The organism is Mesorhizobium sp. M6A.T.Cr.TU.016.01.1.1, from assembly GCF_003952585.1.
Taxonomy (GTDB): domain Bacteria; phylum Pseudomonadota; class Alphaproteobacteria; order Rhizobiales; family Rhizobiaceae; genus Mesorhizobium; species Mesorhizobium mediterraneum.
This window is the reverse complement of sequence record NZ_CP034452.1, coordinates 6,255,877-6,270,421: the sequence shown is the minus strand read 5'-3', so window position 1 is coordinate 6,270,421 and position 14,545 is coordinate 6,255,877. Positions and strand designations below refer to the sequence as shown.

Below are 14,545 nucleotides of genomic sequence, written 5' to 3'. Positions count from 1 at the left end.
CGGTAGGCAATGTCCAGAAAACGATAGCGATCGCTCGTTCCAGATTTGCGAGGCGGCCGGCCAATTATTCCAGGATGCCGTGGCTGACCTTGGTGGTCGCCTATCTGCTTCTGACCGCTGCCAGCATGGTTTTCCTGGATGGCATTGCCGTCAGCTGGCGAGACCGCTGGCCGAACGGGCTTGTCGCGGTCGCCAACGGCTTTACCAGTTTCGGCTTGGGCGGCTGGTATCTTATCCCGCCGCTGGTGCTGTTCGTGCCGGTCAATCTGCTGGACTGGCAAGCCCTTTCAAGGCGTTGGCGCATGGTTGCATACAACTGGACCTGCTTCGCCTTCTTCGTGCTGAGCGCGGCCGGTTTGTCGGGGCTGACGGTGACGGTCTTGAAGCACGTCTTCGGTCGCAGCCGGCCAGTCTTGGACATGGGGTTATTCTCGTTCCGCCCATTTGAGTTCGACCCGTATTTCGCCAGTTTTCCGTCCGGCCATGCAACGAATATGGGCATGCTTGCGGCCGTGGTGATCCTTCTTTCCCCGGCATGGGGGAAATACGTTGTTTTGCCCATCACCGTCTGGGTAGCGGCGACGCGGATTGCGGTCGGTGCACACTATCCGAGCGATACGATAGCGGGCTTCGGCCTCGGCATGGCTTGCACCGTCGTTACGGCGCTGGTCTTTGCTCGGCTCGGCTTCATCTTCCGCCAAACCGCGGCGGGACTGCCGATCCGCAAGAAGACGTTCAGGCTCAGCGCGGCGTGGCGCAAGCCGGCCGGGTCGACACCGACGCCTGTCCTGGCAGCAGCCAATCCCTGACGGATACTACTTGCTATCCAGCCCGCCGTAGGATCGTACCAGCCGGACCATGTCGGGCGAGTTCGGGCTCTCGCTCTCGAGCCCTTCGGCAACACCGCTACGGTCGGCGATCGGCCGGTTCTGGCTGACCTTCCACTTGCCTTGGATGTCAGTGATCTCGATTTCCAGCCCGACAATGCCCTTGATCTGCGACTGGATGAAGGTGGTTGGCGCGTCGGTCACCGCCCAAGGTGCTTCGCGAGCGCCTTCCTGTGACACCGTCAAATCGGAAATCTGCTGGGCCAGCCAGTCCTGGTCCTCGATCACCGTTACGATGCCGCGCACCTGGACAATGGCGTAGTTCCAGGTCGGCACGACCTTGCCGGTCTCGCGCTTGGTTTCATACCAGGACGGCGTCACATAGGCGTCTGTGCCCTGGAAGACGACCAGCGCCGGCGATGCCGGGCTGTCGGCCAGCAGCCGCCATTGCGGATTGGCTCTCGCCAGATGCGCGCGCAACCTGCCGTTCGGCGGCACATCGGCGTCGAGCAGGAACGGGATCGCGTTGGCGACCGGCCCCTCGGCTCCATTTGAGATCAGCAGGCCAAGCGGATGCGCCCGGATCAGCCCGTGCAGCACGTCCTGCCGCGTTTCCTGGAAATGAGGGGGCTGGTACATCGCTGCTATCTCAGCCGTTTCGGCCGCGGGTCGGACAATTCACCGGCCAACCGGCGATCGAGATAGTCCGCGCATTCCTGGAGCAGGAGGTCCGCATCGTTGGAGAAGAAATGGTTGGCGCCGGGCAAGGTCTTCTGGGTGATGGTGATGCCCTTTTGCGTGTGCAGCTTGTCGACCAGCCCTTGCACGTCCTTTGGCGGCGCCACCTTGTCGGCGTCGCCATGGATGATGAGGCCAGACGACGGGCAGGGCGCCAGGAACGAGAAATCATAGGTGTTGGGCTGCGGCGCGATCGAGATGAAGCCTTCGATCTCCGGCCGGCGCATCAGAAGCTGCATGCCGATCCACGAGCCGAACGAATAGCCGGCGACCCAGCAGCTCTTGGAATCCGGGTGCAGCGACTGCACCCAGTCAAGTGCCGCGGCCGCATCCGACAATTCGCCGGTGCCATGGTCGAATTCGCCCTGGCTGCGGCCAATGCCGCGAAAATTGAAGCGAAGCGTGGTGAAATCCCGCTTCTGGAACATGTAGAAGAGGTCGTAGACGATCTTGTTGTTCATCGTGCCGCCGAACTGGGGGTGCGGATGCAGGACGATGGCAATCGGCGCGCTCTTTTCCTTGGAAGGCTGGTAGCGACCCTCCAGGCGGCCGGCCGGACCGGTAAAAATGACCTCAGGCATAAAATACTCCACATGGCATAAGAATGCGCGGCGCCCGGAACAACTCTTCCTCTGGCCTTGACGCAGGGCGAGCGTCTTCTTAGAAGCTAGTTTAGAATTGTTCAAAACTGGGTGGCCAAAAAAATCGTGGCTCGGCCACCCGCGCCGCAAGTCGCGTAAATAGGACGGCTTGCCTTGCAATTTCAAGGAAATAACGCGCTATCCTCGCGGAATGGCTCTTGAAGGGACCAATCGAAACGAAAATGACCGGAAGACGCGCCTATCTCGACTATAATGCCAGTGCGCCGCTGCTTGCCGCGGCGCGTGCGGCAATGATTGCCGCCCTCGATGCCGCCGCCAACCCGTCTTCGGTCCATGCCGAGGGGCGCGCCGCACGGCGGCTGATCGAGAATGCGAGGCGCGATGTGGCAGCACTGGTCAACGCCAGGGCCGAGCATGTCGTGTTCACCTCCGGTGCGACGGAAGCCGCCTCGACGTTGCTGACGCCGGATTGGCAGATGGGGCGCGGCACTATCCGCATGGGCCGGCTCTACGTCTGCGAGGCCGACCATCCTTGCGTGCTGAATGGCGGGCGTTTTCCAGCAGCCCAGGTGACGCGGATCGGCGTCGAGGGCAACGGCATAATCAAGCTGGACGCGTTGGCGGCGGCACTCGCCGCGCACGACAAGGTAGACGGCCTGCCGCTGGTGGCGACCCATGCCGCCAACAACGAGACCGGCGTCATCCAGCCCGTCGACCGCATCGCCGAAATCGTCAAGGCGGCGGGCGGCATCCTGGTCGTCGACGCCGTGCAGGCGGCCGGTCGCATTCCGCTCGATATGTCAGCGGGTTACGCCGATTACTTGATTCTGTCTTCGCACAAGATCGGCGGTCCCAAGGGCGTTGGCGCCATCGTCGCCGCTTCGGACCTGATGATGCCGAGGCCCTTGATCACGGGCGGCGGCCAGGAAAGGGGTCATCGCGGCGGCACCGAAAACCCGGCCGCGATCGTCGGTTTTGGCGCGGCGGCGCGGGAGGCCCTGATCGGATTGAAGAGCATTGACGCAGTCGGTCGCCATCGCGACGAGATCGAGGCCTTCGTAAAAACGCTGGTGCCGGATGCGGAAATCTTCGGAACCGGCGCGCCGAGGCTTGCCAATACGACATTCTTCGCTATTGCGGGCATCAAGGCCGAGACGGCGCAGATCGCCTTCGACCTGGCCGGCGTGGCGCTGTCGGCCGGATCGGCCTGTTCGTCGGGCAAGGTCGGCCCGAGCCATGTGCTGAAGGCCATGGGGCACAGTGACAGCCTTGGCGCTTTGCGCGTGTCCATCGGCCACGCAACGAGCGCCGAGGACATCGAACTGTTCCGTGCCGCGCTGGCAGATATTGCCTCGCGCCGCGGGGGCAGGGAAAAAGCCGCCTGAGTGCGGCAGAATGATGCAGGCCTTCCGGCCTGGTAGAGCCGTGCGTTTCATGGTGGCCGGGTGAATTTCCGGCAGGGACGCACTATATGGAACTTACGCCGCTTAGGGTTGCCCTCGGGGTACTCGTTTCGCGGTGCCATAGTTTGAAAACTGCCGGGCCTTGACCCCGGCGTGGATGGAGAACGCATATGCCTGCTGTGCAGGACACGATCGATCGGGTCCGAAAGATCGACGTCGACCAGTATAAATACGGATTCCAGACCGAAATCGCGATGGACAAGGCCCCAAAGGGCCTGAGCGAAGATATTATCCGCTTCATTTCAGCGAAGAAGGACGAGCCGTCCTGGATGCTGGAATGGCGTCTGGAAGCCTATCGGCGCTGGGTGACGCTGGACGAGCCGAAGTGGGCGCGCGTCCATTATCCGAAGATCGATTTCCAGGACCTCTACTACTATGCGGCGCCCAAGAGCACGCCGGGACCGACCTCGCTGAGCGACGTCGATCCCGAACTGTTGAGGGTCTATGAAAAGCTCGGTATCCCGCTGAAGGAACAGGAAATCCTCGCCGGCGTGCAGAAAACCGATGTGTCGGAATTCGAGGAAGCCAGCGACAATGTCTACAAGTCTGGTCGCGTCGCCGTCGATGCTGTGTTCGATTCAGTTTCCGTCGTCACCACCTTCAAGAAGGAGCTGGCACAGGCCGGCGTCATCTTCTGCTCGATCTCGGAAGCGATCCGCGAGCATCCGGAGTTGGTGCAGAAATACCTCGGTTCGGTCGTGCCGACCTCCGACAATTTCTACGCGACGCTGAATTCGGCGGTATTCACCGACGGCTCGTTCGTCTTCGTGCCCAAGGGCGTGCGATGCCCGATGGAACTGTCGACCTATTTCCGCATGAACGAGAAGAACACCGGCCAGTTCGAGCGCACGCTGATCATCGCCGAGGAGGGGGCATACGTCTCCTATCTCGAAGGCTGCACGGCGCCGCAGCGCGACGAGAACCAGCTTCACGCCGCCGTGGTCGAACTGATCGCGCTCGACGATGCCGAGATCAAATACTCGACGGTGCAGAACTGGTACCCCGGCGATGCCGAGGGCAAGGGCGGCATCTACAATTTCGTCACCAAGCGTGGCGACTGCCGTGGCGATCGCTCGAAGATTTCGTGGACCCAGGTCGAGACCGGCTCGGCGATCACCTGGAAATATCCGAGCTGCATCCTGCGCGGCGACGATTCCAGCGGCGAGTTCTATTCAATCGCCGTTTCGAACGGCTACCAGCAGGTCGATAGCGGCACCAAGATGATCCATCTCGGCAAGAATACGTCGAGCCGCATCATCTCCAAGGGCATCGCCGCCGGCTTCTCGCAGAACACCTATCGCGGCCAGGTCTCGGCGCACCGTAAGGCGACCAACGCCCGCAACTTCACCAATTGCGACTCGCTGCTGATCGGCGACCAGTGCGGTGCGCATACCGTGCCCTACATGGAAGCCAAGAACGCGTCGGCGCAGTTCGAGCATGAGGCGACCACCTCGAAAATTTCCGAGGACCAGAAATTCTACGTCATGCAGCGCGGCATTCCGGAAGAAGAGGCGATCGCGCTGATCGTCAACGGCTTCGTCAAGGACGTCATCCAGCAACTGCCGATGGAGTTCGCGGTCGAGGCGCAGAAGCTGATCGGGATTAGCTTAGAGGGCTCGGTCGGCTGACCGGATAAAAATTTTCAGGAAAAGAAAAAATGCTTGAGATCAGAAACCTGCATGCCCGCATCGTCGATGACGGCACCGAGATCATCCGCGGCTTGAACCTGACGGTGAAAGCCGGTGAGGTCGCCGCCATTATGGGCCCTAACGGCTCAGGAAAATCGACGCTGTCCTACATCCTCGCCGGTCGCGAGGATTATGAAGTGACCGAAGGCGAAATCCTCTACAACGGCCAGTCGATCCTCGAAATGGACCCGGCCGAGCGTGCCACCGCAGGCATCTTCCTCGCCTTTCAGTATCCGATGGAGATACCGGGCGTGGCGACGATGGAATTCCTGAAAGTGGCGATGAACGAGCAGCGCAAGGCGCGCGGCGAGGAGCCGCTGAAGATCCCCGAATTCCTGAAGCGCGTGAAGGACGCGGCCGCCTTGCTCGACATGGACATGGCAATGCTGAAACGGCCGCTCAATGTCGGCTTTTCCGGCGGCGAGAAGAAGCGCGCCGAGATCCTGCAGATGAAGCTTCTGGAGCCAAAACTGTGCGTGCTCGACGAGACTGATTCCGGCCTCGACATCGATGCGCTGAAGATCGTCTCGGAAGGCGTCAATGCGTTGCGCGCGCCAGACCGCGCCATCGTCATCATCACCCACTACCAGCGCCTGCTTCAGTACATCGTGCCGGATAGTGTGCACGTGCTCTACAGAGGCCAGGTGGTCAAGTCCGGCGACAAGTCGCTGGCGCTCGACCTCGAAGCCAATGGCTATGCCGGCGTGATCGGCCAAGCCGCGTGAGATGCCAGAAGGCCCAGAAGGCAAGCCAAACAAGGCGAAACTGATGAATATACACACGACACCCCAGCGAACGCCGGCCGAAACAGCGCTGATCGACGCCTTCAGCGACCGGCTGTCGCTGCTGCCCGGCGACGGCACGGTGATGCTGAAGCGCGACGACGCCATCGAGGCGATCAAGAGCGGACTGCCGACGCGGCGCATCGAATCCTGGCATTACACCGACCTGCGCCGTCTGCTGAATGCAGTGCCGGACTTCGATCCGGCAGCCGCCGCGAAAGCCATTGCGCCGATCGTTGAGGGCTCCGTCATTTTGCCGGTGCTGAACGGCGTGTCGAGCGCGAAAGTGCCTGTCATCGACGGCGTTATCGTCCAGCGCCTGTCGGAGAAATTAACCGACGGCAGCATCGCACCTGGGCTCGATCCCTACGGCACCGACGATGCCATCGGCGCACTGAACACAGCCTTTGTCGCCGACGGCTATTTTGTCGACATCGCCGATGGCGCCGAACTGGACAAGCCAGTCGAGTTGCAGAACCTGCAGGCCGGCGGCCAGACGCATGTGCGCCTGGCCGTCCGCGTCGGTGCCGGCGCCAAGGCTGTCATCGTCGAGCGCCAGACGGGCGAGGGCGCCGCACTGGTCAGTTCGGTCAGCCAGCTTCTGCTTGACGAGGGCGCCGACGTGACGTGGCTGATCGTGCAGGAGCAGCCGGATACGGCCACGCATCTTGCCCAGTTCAAGGCGCATCTTGGCAAGAATTCCAAACTGACGCTGTTCGTGATGAATGCCGGCGGCAAGCTGGTGCGTCAGGAGATCGTGGTCAAGACGACAGGCGAAGGCGCCGATTTCACGCTGCGCGGCATCAACCTGCTTGCCGGCGACACCCATACGGACGTGACCATGGTGCTCGACCATGCCGTGCCGCACACGGCTTCCACGGAAGTGATCCGCAACGTGGTGACGGGAAGAGCGCGCGGCGTCTTCCAGGGGCGCATCAACGTCCACCAATATGCGCAGAAGACCAACGCCAAGATGGCCTGCAACACGCTGCTTCTGTCGGACGACGGCGAGTTCTCGACCAAGCCGGAGCTCGAGATCTTCGCCGACGACGTCGTCTGCGGCCATGGCGCGACCGTCACCGAGATCGACCACAGCCATCTGTTCTACCTGATGGCGCGCGGTATCGACGAGAAGTCGGCCCGTGGCCTGTTGGTGAAGGCGTTCGTCGCCGAGGTGATCGAGGAACTGGACGACGAGGCGATTGTCGAGGCGCTGGAAACGAGGCTCGACGGCTGGTTCGCGACGCACGGGTGAAGTGGGTGAGGGGTGCTGGACGGAATGAGGCGATGCCTCGAGAGAGCTTGTGATGGACCAGAAAGTCGAAAACATCCCCTACGACGTCGAGGCGATCCGCCGCGACTTCCCGATCCTGTCGCGGGAAGTCTACGGCAAACCGCTGGTCTATCTCGACAATGGCGCTTCGGCACAGAAGCCGCAGATCGTGCTCGACACCATCCAGCACGCTTATTCCCAGGAATACGCCAACGTCCATCGCGGGCTGCATTTCCTGTCGAATGCCGCGACCGATGCCTATGAGAAAGCGCGCGAGACGGTTCGCCGTTTCCTCAACGCGCCAAGCACCGACAACATCGTCTTCACTTCCAACACGACCGCGGCAATCAACACTGTCGCCTACGGCTATGGCATGCCCAATATCGGCGAGGGCGACGAAATAGTCCTTTCGATCATGGAGCACCATTCCAACATCGTGCCGTGGCATTTCATCCGCGAGCGGCAGGGTGCCAAGCTTGTCTGGGTGCCGGTCGACGATCTCGGCGTCTTCCATATCGAAGAGTTCGAGAAGCGGCTGACCGATCGCACCAAGCTCGTCGCCATCACGCACATGTCGAATGCGTTGGGCACGGTGACGCCGATCAAGGAGATCGTCCGTATCGCGCACGCGCGCGGCATTCCGGTGCTGGTCGACGGCAGCCAGAGCGCCGTGCATATGCCGATCGACGTCCAGGATCTCGACTGCGATTTCTTCGTCTTCACCGGCCACAAAGTCTACGGGCCCTCGGGCATCGGCGTGCTCTATGGCAAGAAGGACATGCTGGAACGCATGCGCCCATTCATGGGCGGCGGCGAGATGATCGAGGAGGTGACGCAAGACATCGTCACCTACAACGATCCGCCGCACCGCTTCGAGGCCGGCACGCCGCCGATCGTGCAGGCGATCGGGCTGGGCGCTGCGCTGGAATACATGGAAAAGATCGGCCGCGAGCGCATTGCCGCGCACGAGGCCGATTTGAAGGATTATGCCCATCAGCGGCTGCGGGCCATCAACTCGCTGCGCATCTTCGGCGATGCGCCCGATAAGGGCGCCATCATCTCCTTCGAGCTTCAGGGCATTCATGCCCACGACGTGTCGATGGTAATCGATAGGCAAGGCGTTGCTGTCCGCGCAGGCACGCATTGCGCCCAGCCGCTGTTGAAACGTTTCGGCGTAACCTCCACATGCAGAGCATCGTTCGGCATGTATAATACCAGGGCCGAAGTCGACGCTTTGGCAGATGCGCTCGAAAAAGCGCGAAAGTTCTTCGGGTGACGATCATGGATGATGCAGGCCGCACCGCTGAGACCACTTCGGAAACGACCGCTAACGGTCTAGTTTCCGCCTCGGCCATTCCCGCCGACGAACTGGCGCGGCTGACCGACGACATCGTCTCGGCGCTCAAGACAGTCTACGATCCGGAAATCCCGGCCGACATCTACGAGCTTGGCCTGATCTACAAGATCGACATCGAGGACGACCGCTCGGTCAAGATCGACATGACGCTGACCGCGCCGGGCTGTCCGGTGGCCGGCGAAATGCCCGGCTGGGTGGAGAATGCCGTCGGCGCCGTCGAAGGCGTGTCCGGCGTCGAGGTCAACATGACCTTCGATCCGCCCTGGTCGCCCGACCGCATGTCGGAAGAGGCGCAGGTCGCGGTGGGCTGGTATTAATGGGCATACTTGCGCCGGGCAGAAAATTTCACCATTTTAGGTGAGGAATCATTCGGCAGGCCTTGAACCTGCACGCAATGGAGAAAGAAGAAGATGGGACGCTTCGCCGTCATCACGATGACCGAAAAGGCTGCTGACCGGGTGCGCGAGATCGTCGCAACCCGTGAGAATGCGCATGGCATTCGTCTCGGCATCAAGAAGGGCGGCTGCGCCGGCATGGAGTATACGGTCGACCTGGTGACCGAGCCGAACACCAAGGACGATCATATCGAGCGCGACGGCGCCCATGTCTATGTCGCGCCCGAAGCGGCGCTTTTCCTGTTCGGCACCGAGATGGATTTCGAGCAGACGACGCTGCGCACCGGCTTCACCTTCCGCAACCCGAACCAGAGTTCGGCCTGCGGTTGCGGCGAATCGGTTGAGCTCAAGCCGGCCGATCTGAAGGCACTGGCCGAGGCACGCGCTTCGGCCTGATCGGGCTCCTCACTCCACCCACATTTTTGTTCGTTTGTGCCAGTCGGCGATCGACTCTTCCGGGTAGACGTCGAACACCTTGTCGCCCTTGCCGACGTCAGGTTCGACCCAGTTCGCCTTGTATTTCAGCATGAGATGCACCTTTTCAGGTGGTTTCGGCAGGTCTGTGTCGATCGCCGACGCGAAGGGATGGACCAGTTCCGGCCAGGTCGGATCGTAGAGCCACAGTGCCGATCCGCATTTCCGGCAGAAATTCCGCTCGCCCGTTGAAACCTCGCATTGCGGATGCTCGTCGTCCTCGATCTCCGCCTGGTAGACGCCAAGATTGCGTTTGCCCTTGATTTTCAACGTGTCGAAATCGGCGCCGAGATTGATGGCAAAGCCACCGCCGCCCTGCTGCTTGCGGCAGATCGAGCAGTAGCACAGCATGAACGGCACCGGCGTGTGGCTTTCCACCTCGAAACGGACAGCGTTGCACCGGCAGGACCCTTTGAGCAGAAGCGGCATGAAAAAACTCCGACGAAATTGGTCTCAACTTGTCAGGATGGTGCTGGTTGCGGCGATGACAAGGAGAAATCCCGATGACATGATCGCGGCATGGACAATGAACGCATCGCCGAACTTTTCGAAGGCTTGGGCCCGGTCAGCATCCGCAAGCTGTTCGGCGGCAAGGGCATCTACTTCGACCGGGTCATCGTCGCGGTCGTCCTTCGCGGTGAACTTTTGCTGAAGGCCGACGCGGAAAGCGCGCCGGAATTCGAAGCGGCCGGCTGTCGGCAATGGACCTATACCGGCTCGAGGCATGGCAAACTCGTGTCCATGCCATACTGGAGCATCCCTGACAGTGCCTTCGATGATCCGGATGAGATGGCGGTCTGGGCACGCCGGGCCTATGAGGCGGGGCTGCGGGCCGGCAAGTAGGCTTGCCTCCCCGCTGGTCATCACCTCATGCCAAGTCCTGCGCCTCGGGCACAAGGGTCAGCGCCTCAGCAAAACTCGCCGCCGTAAAAGCCGGCGCACGCCCCATACCCTCGCTGGCAAGCATCGCCACGGCAACGCCTTCGCGTAGCGCCGCACGTAGTGTCAGGCCGTTGAGCAGGGCAGCCACCGTTGCACCCCCCAGCGCATCGCCGGCGCTGTCCGACACCTTTCCTGGGGCTGGCGGCAGGATCGAGAAGGCGCCGACCTCGTCGAAGCCCAGCACCGGACCGTCATCCGCCGTCACGACGCCGCCTTTGAGGTCCGCGCGCCTCAGGCCGTCGATGATATCTTGCTCCGCAGCACCGATACCCACATCGGCGAGTGCGATGGCCTCGCGCCGGTTCATGAAGACCAGCGCCAGACTGCCGAGCATTGGCGCGAGTCGCGCCGCCTTGGCCGGTGAGACGGCAAGGGCGAAAACCGGCTTGCCGGCGGCAAGCGCCACCAGCCGCTCAAGTGCTGCCGACGGCAGGTTTGCGTCGCACAGGATCGCATCGGCAGTGCTGATCGCCTCGCGCACCTTGGCGCGGCGGATCTGCTTGGCAAGCGCCAGATCGTAGAGCGCCATGTCGGCAAGGCCGACGATCAGCGCACCGTCGCCGTCGACCAGCATCGTGTTGCTCGGCGTCGCGCGATCGAGGAACACCGCGGACAGATCGGCAATGCCGGCAGCATGGATGGCGCGCGAGACCGTATCGGCCAGAACATCACCGCCGCGCACCGAAAGCAGCGAGCCGGAAACGCCGCGGCGCACGGCGCTGCGCAGCGCATTGAAGACGGCGCCGCCGACAGCCTCGCGCATCGTGCCGGGATTCGACGCTGCCGGCACAAAGGCGCCCGAAACCTGGCCGCGCCGATCTATATAGGCGCCGCCTACGGCCAGGATTGTCGGCGACTTCATCATGCCGGCGAGAAGACCATTGCTGTTGCCAGGTGAAGACTAGGTTGTCCGGCGGAACCCGGCAACCGGAGGCGCGATTCGGAAGATGCCGGCACGATCCTGCGGGAGACGCGGGATACATCTTGGCGTGAACGGATGTATACCGTTCGAACATGTAAGCGTGAAAACTCAAGCCCTTGGCCGGACGCGCTAATGCGGGCGCTCTTGCGAGTGATTCTAGGCTGCCTTCTTGGTGCCCTAGCCTTATGTCATAGCGCCATGGCTGGTCGGACTGACACGAAAATTGCCGGGGTCAAAATTGCCGCTTCTCAGTTCATCGACACCGGCTCTTCCGATGTAATGAACTGTGAGTGTTACATCAGATATCCTGTTTTTAATGTCTTCGAAGACACTGTCGTACCGAACGATAGATCGCAAGATCGCAGGTGTGTCTCTCATTTCAACAATTTGCTCCGGCCTAAAGAAGATGGGGCTGGAAAAGAACGATCGGGATGGAGAGATGATAGACGAGTTATTCGAAATTTTATCGAAGTCGGGTCCTCCGTTCTTGAAAGCCGGCCCACTTGCATGTGCGGTGACGGCAACCGTGTTATAGGCCGGAGTGCTTCCGGTGTTTATCCACTCAAAGACGATCTCAAAGGCGTCAATAGAATCTATTTTGCCTACTCCGCTGAGGTGCCAAGTGTTGAATCCAATCCAAGCTCTAAGTTCTATCTGAGAGGTGCGGGAAGCAATTTGATTGGCGGCAATAGCAGCCTCGGCAGCTTTCGCCGCTGCATTGGTGGCATGACTATTCAGAATGAGCGTGTAAACCAGCAATCCCATACCGATGAGCCCAAAGATGGCCTGAGCGTATGTCGGTATTACCTGCCGTTCAGTGGCTGTAGCGCCACGCTCAGCGGCATTAGCGGCACGTACCTGAGCGTCCAAATCCTCTGCCTCGTGCTTGTCGGATTTGGTCTCGCGTTCGGATGCGTGATTGGCCTGATCTGGACTTTCCATGATTGTTACCGGAAGCGCCGACTTCCAGGCATCGCCCTTGCCAGCCTCTGCATTCCCTTGGGTTTTCTTATCAACGGCTGGGCCTTCAGTGGCCACCCCTTGGGCTTCCTGCGCACTTACGTGGGTGGCTAGCACCATGAACAGCGCAACGAATAGAAACCGCATAATGACCCCTCTTGCTGCCCTTATAAACAGTAAGCCGATTCGCGGATATTCTAGAAACGTGCTTGTATATGCGCGGGGAATCCGTGGGGGGTGCGTTGGAAAATTCTTTTCATATTCGTTCGACGGGCTGGTTGCGGAGCATCACGTTTTACCAATGCACCAGCTCGGGAATTCGTTGGTTGGCACAGACCGTATCATCAATGCCGGCCTCATATACTTGTCTTATGGACGGCAACCCAAAAGGGGCGAGCGCTTCGATTTGGTTGTGAATGCGAGAGAGCCGATCTCCGGTTCCGTGGATATCGTTGCCGTCTTGCAGCAGACTCCTTGGATCTTGCCAGTGGTGCAGGATTTTCTCGTTACCGGAGGCGTCGATGCTGCGTATCGGTTCGCAAGCTACGTCCTTACAAAACTAGGTGGCAGACCATCGGAGGCAACCGTGCACTATGATGCGCTTCTGCAGATGAACCGGGATCACCTTGCCGCACGAAATCAAAATGACGAACAATGGCGCGCCGGGTTCCTTGAACTTGTAGACCGATTGGTTCCTGCCGCTCGGCAAGCGGTGCAGCCAATAGGCAGTGGCGCCGCAAAAATGGCAATAAGCGGTCCTAAAAAGGATCAGGAGACCGGAATTGATGAACCGATGGCGGATGCCATCCGTTCAAAGGAAGACGACGAGGTTGGCGACATGATCGAAATGAATTTGCGGGTCGACGGAATAATCCATCACAATCGTCAGCTAAAAATACTTCATCCAGATATCAGCGGTCGATATGTAACCGCAGAGGTGCGCGACCCGACATTTGATGCGGTTCCCAATGCCTACTCAGAAGCCGCTGCAAATATGTCAATGATCAGGGTAATGGCCAAGCCGATCTATAGAAATTCGGTCTTGCACAAGCTCTATATAATGGACGTGATCAATGCCTAATACCGACACACCAAATGCCCGCTTCGACCGCCTCCTGAAGGCGATGGCTACCAAGCCGCCGTTCACTTCCCAACAGGGCGCGGGAACGATTGCAACAAAAGATCAATCATCAAGTGCGGCTCCCGACGAAGGTTCTGGCGGAACTCGAACTCCCAAAGGTAAGTCTGCAACCACTTCTTCGAAACCGAAACGTAAGTCCCGCACATAGAGCGCTTAACGTGCGACCAGAAGGCTTCGATGTTGTTGGTGTGAACTTCACCGGAAACGTATTCGCCTTCGCTATGGTTGACCGTTCCATGCATGTAGCCGTTCTCTGATATCTCGCGGAACGCTCCAGCCGTATCGGTCGCAACGCGCGAACCACGCTTAACCCACTTGAAAATCGCGGGCATGACATGGCGGGCGCCACGGCTCGGCAGGATTTGGGTAACGACATCGCCACCGCGCTCGATAGCACCGAACACAATCGCCTTGTCGTCCTCGCCGCGCTTATCAACACCACCGAAGAAAGCCTTGTCTGCCTCCACAATGCCGCCGTCGAAGCCGCCAAGCACGTTGTCGCCATCGACATAGCCCATGTACTGGCGAATGAGGTTGCACATGCGCCAAGCGGTCTTGTAGGTCACGCCGATGGTGCGCTGGACTTCCTTCGCGGACACGCCGTTGCGGGATGCGCAGAACATGAACATGACGGTAAACCAGTCGCGCAATGACGTGCGCGTGGCTTCAAGCGGTGTGCCAGCGGTCGGGTAGACTTGCGCGCCACAGAAATCGCATTCGTAGCAGCGGCGAGCCTTAACACGGTGGAACTTAGCCACGCGGTGACACTTGGCGCAGGAATGCCGCAAGCCGTACCGGGTCACCATGAGGTGGTCTAGGCAAGCGTCCTCGCTAGCGAATCGCTCTTGGAATTGACGGAGGGTGGGGAGTTTGTTGCTCATGTCTTATTATGTAGCATATCCCCGTACATGTTTCAAGGGGATACATCCGGGCGTGAAAGCGCGAAACAAAAAAAGAACAAATGCGGATACTTTTTGTTTT

The 14,545-nt window shown here is 60.2% G+C and carries 16 protein-coding genes; 10 read left to right on the top strand and 6 right to left on the bottom strand.

What is annotated here, in order from left to right:
- Window positions 1-74: 74 nt before the first annotated feature.
- Window positions 75-809 carry a phosphatase PAP2 family protein gene (locus EJ075_RS30425; protein ID WP_245458049.1) on the top strand — a complete coding sequence of 245 codons (735 nt, stop codon included), beginning with the start codon at window positions 75-77 and terminating at the stop codon, window positions 807-809.
- A gap of 6 nt (window positions 810-815) precedes the next feature.
- On the opposite strand, the gene EJ075_RS30420 is transcribed toward EJ075_RS30425, so the two are convergent.
- Together EJ075_RS30420 and EJ075_RS30415 are read right to left on the bottom strand one after the other, a co-directional pair.
- Window positions 816-1,466, bottom strand: a complete 651-nt coding sequence (locus EJ075_RS30420; RefSeq protein ID WP_126106838.1) for an FMN-binding negative transcriptional regulator — start codon at window positions 1,464-1,466, stop codon at window positions 816-818.
- A gap of 5 nt (window positions 1,467-1,471) precedes the next feature.
- Window positions 1,472-2,146, bottom strand: a complete 675-nt coding sequence (locus tag EJ075_RS30415) for an alpha/beta hydrolase (protein WP_095489603.1) — start codon at window positions 2,144-2,146, stop codon at window positions 1,472-1,474.
- A 242-nt stretch (window positions 2,147-2,388) separates the two neighbouring features.
- On the opposite strand from EJ075_RS30415, the gene EJ075_RS30410 reads away from it, so the two are divergent.
- From EJ075_RS30410 to sufA, 7 genes are all read left to right on the top strand, one after another.
- On the top strand, window positions 2,389-3,552 hold the full coding sequence (locus EJ075_RS30410) for a cysteine desulfurase family protein (RefSeq protein WP_095489692.1): 1,164 nt from the start codon (window positions 2,389-2,391) through the stop codon (window positions 3,550-3,552).
- A gap of 188 nt (window positions 3,553-3,740) precedes the next feature.
- On the top strand, window positions 3,741-5,258 hold the full coding sequence (sufB, locus tag EJ075_RS30405) for a Fe-S cluster assembly protein SufB (RefSeq protein WP_126106837.1): 1,518 nt from the start codon (window positions 3,741-3,743) through the stop codon (window positions 5,256-5,258).
- 29 nt (window positions 5,259-5,287) lie between these two features.
- Window positions 5,288-6,043, top strand: coding sequence for a Fe-S cluster assembly ATPase SufC (gene sufC, locus EJ075_RS30400; RefSeq protein ID WP_095489602.1), 756 nt, complete (start codon window positions 5,288-5,290; stop codon window positions 6,041-6,043).
- 43 nt (window positions 6,044-6,086) lie between these two features.
- Window positions 6,087-7,355, top strand: a complete 1,269-nt coding sequence (sufD, locus tag EJ075_RS30395; RefSeq protein WP_095489691.1) for a Fe-S cluster assembly protein SufD — start codon at window positions 6,087-6,089, stop codon at window positions 7,353-7,355.
- A 52-nt stretch (window positions 7,356-7,407) separates the two neighbouring features.
- Window positions 7,408-8,649 carry a cysteine desulfurase gene (locus EJ075_RS30390; RefSeq protein WP_126106836.1) on the top strand — a complete coding sequence of 414 codons (1,242 nt, stop codon included), beginning with the start codon at window positions 7,408-7,410 and terminating at the stop codon, window positions 8,647-8,649.
- Between the two features lie 5 nt (window positions 8,650-8,654).
- Window positions 8,655-9,047, top strand: coding sequence for an SUF system Fe-S cluster assembly protein (locus EJ075_RS30385; protein ID WP_095489690.1), 393 nt, complete (start codon window positions 8,655-8,657; stop codon window positions 9,045-9,047).
- Between the two features lie 93 nt (window positions 9,048-9,140).
- Entirely contained in the window at window positions 9,141-9,521 is a 381-nt protein-coding gene (gene sufA, locus EJ075_RS30380; protein WP_006206001.1) for a Fe-S cluster assembly scaffold SufA, read from the top strand.
- Between the two features lie 9 nt (window positions 9,522-9,530).
- Here the strand turns inward: sufA and EJ075_RS30375 are convergent, their stop codons facing one another.
- Entirely contained in the window at window positions 9,531-10,028 is a 498-nt protein-coding gene (locus EJ075_RS30375) for a GFA family protein (RefSeq protein ID WP_126106835.1), read from the bottom strand.
- Between the two features lie 90 nt (window positions 10,029-10,118).
- Here EJ075_RS30375 and EJ075_RS30370 point away from each other — a divergent pair, with 90 nt between their 5' ends.
- A complete protein-coding gene (locus tag EJ075_RS30370) occupies window positions 10,119-10,442 on the top strand; it encodes a TfoX/Sxy family protein (RefSeq protein ID WP_126106834.1) in 324 nt (107 codons plus the stop codon).
- Between the two features lie 25 nt (window positions 10,443-10,467).
- Here EJ075_RS30370 and EJ075_RS30365 read toward each other — a convergent pair whose 3' ends face one another.
- Both EJ075_RS30365 and EJ075_RS30360 read right to left on the bottom strand, forming a co-directional pair.
- Window positions 10,468-11,406 (bottom strand): carbohydrate kinase family protein, encoded by a 939-nt coding sequence (locus EJ075_RS30365; protein WP_095489598.1) that lies wholly within the window; start codon window positions 11,404-11,406, stop codon window positions 10,468-10,470.
- Window positions 11,407-11,646: 240 nt separating this feature from the next.
- Window positions 11,647-12,570, bottom strand: a complete 924-nt coding sequence (locus tag EJ075_RS30360) for a hypothetical protein (RefSeq protein ID WP_126106833.1) — start codon at window positions 12,568-12,570, stop codon at window positions 11,647-11,649.
- 1 nt (window position 12,571) lies between these two features.
- Between EJ075_RS30360 and EJ075_RS30355 the strand changes: the two genes are divergently transcribed.
- Window positions 12,572-13,504: a hypothetical protein gene (locus tag EJ075_RS30355; protein ID WP_126106832.1), complete on the top strand. Its 933-nt coding sequence runs from the start codon at window positions 12,572-12,574 to the stop codon at window positions 13,502-13,504.
- A 62-nt stretch (window positions 13,505-13,566) separates the two neighbouring features.
- Here EJ075_RS30355 and EJ075_RS30350 read toward each other — a convergent pair whose 3' ends face one another.
- The gene (locus tag EJ075_RS30350; RefSeq protein ID WP_126106831.1) at window positions 13,567-14,445 is read right to left on the bottom strand and encodes an IS1595 family transposase; all 879 of its coding nucleotides are present in this window, start codon (window positions 14,443-14,445) and stop codon (window positions 13,567-13,569) included.
- Window positions 14,446-14,545 lie beyond the last annotated feature (100 nt).

Coding starts and splice junctions, on each gene's coding strand:
- EJ075_RS30425 (WP_245458049.1), top strand. CDS start 75: ATGCCGTGGCTGACCTTGGTGGTCGCCTATCTGCTTCTGACCGCTGCC.
- EJ075_RS30420 (WP_126106838.1), bottom strand. CDS start 1,466: ATGTACCAGCCCCCTCATTTCCAGGAAACGCGGCAGGACGTGCTGCAC.
- EJ075_RS30415 (WP_095489603.1), bottom strand. CDS start 2,146: ATGCCTGAGGTCATTTTTACCGGTCCGGCCGGCCGCCTGGAGGGTCGC.
- EJ075_RS30410 (WP_095489692.1), top strand. CDS start 2,389: ATGACCGGAAGACGCGCCTATCTCGACTATAATGCCAGTGCGCCGCTG.
- sufB (WP_126106837.1), top strand. CDS start 3,741: ATGCCTGCTGTGCAGGACACGATCGATCGGGTCCGAAAGATCGACGTC.
- sufC (WP_095489602.1), top strand. CDS start 5,288: ATGCTTGAGATCAGAAACCTGCATGCCCGCATCGTCGATGACGGCACC.
- sufD (WP_095489691.1), top strand. CDS start 6,087: ATGAATATACACACGACACCCCAGCGAACGCCGGCCGAAACAGCGCTG.
- EJ075_RS30390 (WP_126106836.1), top strand. CDS start 7,408: ATGGACCAGAAAGTCGAAAACATCCCCTACGACGTCGAGGCGATCCGC.
- EJ075_RS30385 (WP_095489690.1), top strand. CDS start 8,655: ATGGATGATGCAGGCCGCACCGCTGAGACCACTTCGGAAACGACCGCT.
- sufA (WP_006206001.1), top strand. CDS start 9,141: ATGGGACGCTTCGCCGTCATCACGATGACCGAAAAGGCTGCTGACCGG.
- EJ075_RS30375 (WP_126106835.1), bottom strand. CDS start 10,028: ATGCCGCTTCTGCTCAAAGGGTCCTGCCGGTGCAACGCTGTCCGTTTC.
- EJ075_RS30370 (WP_126106834.1), top strand. CDS start 10,119: ATGGACAATGAACGCATCGCCGAACTTTTCGAAGGCTTGGGCCCGGTC.
- EJ075_RS30365 (WP_095489598.1), bottom strand. CDS start 11,406: ATGATGAAGTCGCCGACAATCCTGGCCGTAGGCGGCGCCTATATAGAT.
- EJ075_RS30360 (WP_126106833.1), bottom strand. CDS start 12,570: ATGCGGTTTCTATTCGTTGCGCTGTTCATGGTGCTAGCCACCCACGTA.
- EJ075_RS30355 (WP_126106832.1), top strand. CDS start 12,572: ATGACCCCTCTTGCTGCCCTTATAAACAGTAAGCCGATTCGCGGATAT.
- EJ075_RS30350 (WP_126106831.1), bottom strand. CDS start 14,445: ATGAGCAACAAACTCCCCACCCTCCGTCAATTCCAAGAGCGATTCGCT.